Consider the following 2,928-nt stretch of genomic DNA (forward strand, 5'->3'; position numbering starts at 1 on the left):
GGGATCGTCATCGGCTCGTGGCCGGCCGAACCGAGCCTCGCCGAGCGCTGCAACCTCGAGGACCTTCCCCGCCTGACCATTGCTCCCGTGCTCGGGCGGGTGCCGGCGGGGGCGGGCCGGCTCTCCCCCGGCGAGTTCGTCCGGCGCGCGCCCGGGTGGTTCGTTCCGGATGCGCTGAACGAGCTACGACGAGGCCACCAGCCGATCGACGCCCAGGCCGCCTACAAGTGAAGCTAGTTCGCGGCCAATATCGAGGCTAAAGTGTGCGCATGGAAGCGATACCGCTGGGCGAAGCCAAGAACACGCTGTCGGCGCTGGTCGAACGGGCGGCGACCACGCACGACATCATCACCATCACGCGGCATGGCCGACCGGCCGCCGTGCTGATGTCAGCCGATGACCTGGAGTCACTTCACGAGACGATCTATTGGCTCTCGCGTCCCGGGACCTACGAGGCTGTGGCCGACGCTGACAGCGAGTACACCGCGGGTACGACCACGTCGCTGGACGACCTGCGCGGCGCATACGGTCTGCCGCCACGGTGACTGGCGAGCGGCCGGGAACCTACACCGTCGAGGTCGCCTCCCCGCCTCGACGTGCACTGTCGAGGCTTCCGGGCCGCGTCGTCCACGCGATCATCGAGTTCATCTCGGGTCCGCTGGCCGAGAATCCACACCGGCTGAGCAAGCCGCTTCGTCACCAGCTCGAGGGACTGCGCAGCGCGCGGCGTGGGGACTACCGCATACTTCTCCGCCTCGACGAGGAGCAACACACCATCGTCATCGTCGATATCGACCACCGTGCGCACGTCTACCGCACCTGACGCCCGTTCGACCTCAGAACCAGAGCTCGGCCAGCAGCTCGAGCGACCGCGCCCGCACGGCCGGGTCGAAGGCGTACGTGACGGTGATGAGCTCGTCGGCGCCCGTGCGCTCCACGAACTCCTCCAGCTGCGCCTTGACCGTCGCGGGCGAGCCCACCGCGCTGATCTCGAGCATCGCGGGGGACGCGCCGCCGAACTGCGCCGGGTCCACGGGCGGCTGGAGCTTGCGGCTGCGCCCGGCCCGCAGGTCCAGGAACATCTGCTGCAGGGTGGTGAACTCCCGCTGCGCGGCGGCGTCCGTGTCCGCGACGATCACGTTGATCCCCGCCATCACCCGCGGCGTGTCCAGCCGCGCGGTGGGCGCGTCCGTGCGGAACGTCTCGCGGTAGACGCGGATTGCCTGATCGATCTGATCGGGCGCGAAATGCGAGGCGAGCGAGAACGGCAGCCCCAGCTGCCCGGCGATCGAGGCGCCGTTCACCGTCGACCCGAGCACCCAGATCGGCACCTCCATGCCCTGCGAGACGGAGGACAGGATCGGGGTGCTGTGCGCGGTGCCGCCGGGCCCGAACCAGCCCTGCAGGTCGTAGATGTGCTGGGCAAACGCCTGCGGCTCGGCCGACGAGCGGCTCAGCGCCTGCGCGGTCATGCCGTCGGTGCCGGGGGCGCGGCCCAGGCCCAGGTCGATCCGGTCGCCGTGGAGGTTGGCCAGGGTGCCGTACTGCTCGGCCACCATGAGCGGCGCGTGGTTGGGCAGCATCACGCCGCCGGAGCCGACGCGGATCCGCTCGGTCACCGACGCGGCCTGCGAGATGAGCAGCGCCGTGGCGCTGGAGGCGAGGTTCGGGGTGTTGTGGTGCTCGGCGAACCACAGCCGCGAGTACCCCAGCCGGTCGGCCAGGCGGGCGGACTCCATCGACGCGGCGATGCCCTCGCGCGCGGTGGAGCCCTCCGGGATGGAGACCAGGTCGAGGATGCTCAAGGGGACGGACAACTGCACACCTTTTCTACGTTCATCGTGGCACTACGTTCAGCGTCGAGCCGGGGGCCGCGGGCCCACACCCTGAGGCTACCGACGCCCGCGCGTCGGTGACGGATCACCAACCGTCCGCGCCGCGCGGGACACCCCCGCCGCGGTGACGCGGGGCGCCACGTGTCGGCCCCCGGATACGACGACGACGAGGCGCGCTCCTGCCCGCCCCGGACGGTCGCGGGGATGCGCATTCTCAGCATCTGCCCATGTGGCGTGGACCACACTGGGCAGTGTGCGGGAATCTCCGCGCGACAGGTCCGCACGAAGGGTTCCCCGTGACACAGACACATCCTGACGAGCCGCTCCACCAGACGGTGACCGCGGGCGCCGCCGACCTCGACGAGTTCCGCGTGCGCCTCACCGCCTGGCTCGCGGCCCGCGACGAGGTGGAGTCCTCCGCAGGCGTCGAGGTCTCGGCGGTGAGCCGGCCGGAGAGCTCGGGGATGTCCAACATCTCGGTGCTCTTCGACGCCACGTGGACCCCGGCCGGCCCAACCTCCCCCGAGGGGCCAGCTCAGCCGCAGACGGCCCGGCTGGTGGCCCGGATGTGCCCCGAGGACGACGCGTTCCCGGTCTTCCCCGTCTACGACCTGCAGACGCAGTTCGACGTGATGCGGGTGGCCGGCGAGCAGACCACGCTGCCGGTCCCCCGCGTCCGCTGGCTCGAGCAGGATCCCGCCGTACTGGGAACGCCGTTCCTCGTGATGGACCGCGCCACCGGCCGCGCCCCGGTCGACAATCCCCCGTACGTCTTCGACGGCTGGCTGCTGGAGATGGATCCCGAGCAGCGACGAGAGCTTCAGCGCGAGTCGGTGGCGGTGTTGGCGGCGATCCACCAGATCCCCCGGCCCGCCGACCTGGTGCCCTCGCTCGCCCCTGCCCACGGCATGAGCGCGCTGCGCGCCCACGTGGACGCGCAGCGCGCCTACTACGAGTGGACCACCCGCGAGGACGGGATGCGGATCCCGGTGATCGAGCGGGCCTTTGACTGGATCGAGGCCCACTGGCCCGCCGAGACCGGACCCGATGCGTTGAGCTGGGGCGACGCCCGCATCGGCAACATCCTCTACGA

The 2,928-nt window shown here is 70.8% G+C and carries 4 protein-coding genes and 1 pseudogene; 4 read left to right on the plus strand and 1 reads right to left on the minus strand.

What is annotated here, in order from left to right:
• From B4M60_RS00460 to B4M60_RS00470, 3 genes and pseudogenes are all read left to right on the plus strand, one after another.
• A pseudogene (locus B4M60_RS00460) lies at positions 1-231 on the plus strand (ATP-dependent dethiobiotin synthetase BioD); the annotation flags it as partial.
• Between the two features lie 38 nt (positions 232-269).
• Positions 270-545, plus strand: a complete 276-nt coding sequence (locus B4M60_RS00465; RefSeq protein ID WP_291079397.1) for a type II toxin-antitoxin system Phd/YefM family antitoxin — start codon at positions 270-272, stop codon at positions 543-545.
• Positions 542-823 (plus strand): type II toxin-antitoxin system RelE family toxin, encoded by a 282-nt coding sequence (locus B4M60_RS00470; RefSeq protein WP_291079398.1) that lies wholly within the window; start codon positions 542-544, stop codon positions 821-823. Before B4M60_RS00465 ends, B4M60_RS00470 begins: the two co-directional genes overlap by 4 nt.
• Positions 824-836: 13 nt before the next feature.
• On the opposite strand, the gene B4M60_RS00475 is transcribed toward B4M60_RS00470, so the two are convergent.
• On the minus strand, positions 837-1,817 hold the full coding sequence (locus B4M60_RS00475) for an LLM class flavin-dependent oxidoreductase (protein WP_291079399.1): 981 nt from the start codon (positions 1,815-1,817) through the stop codon (positions 837-839).
• A 314-nt stretch (positions 1,818-2,131) separates the two neighbouring features.
• Here B4M60_RS00475 and B4M60_RS00480 point away from each other — a divergent pair.
• Positions 2,132-2,928, plus strand: a 797-nt coding sequence (locus B4M60_RS00480) for a phosphotransferase family protein (RefSeq protein ID WP_291079400.1), incomplete at its 3' end; no start/stop codon positions are given.

It is taken from the genome of Dietzia sp. UBA5065, assembly GCA_002415925.1.
In the GTDB taxonomy this organism is placed as follows: Bacteria; Actinomycetota; Actinomycetes; order Mycobacteriales; family Mycobacteriaceae; genus Dietzia.

What these genes read in the sequence shown, in the direction of transcription:
- B4M60_RS00465 (WP_291079397.1), top strand. Translation starts at nt 270, where the DNA reads ATGGAAGCGATACCGCTGGGCGAAGCCAAGAACACGCTGTCGGCGCTG.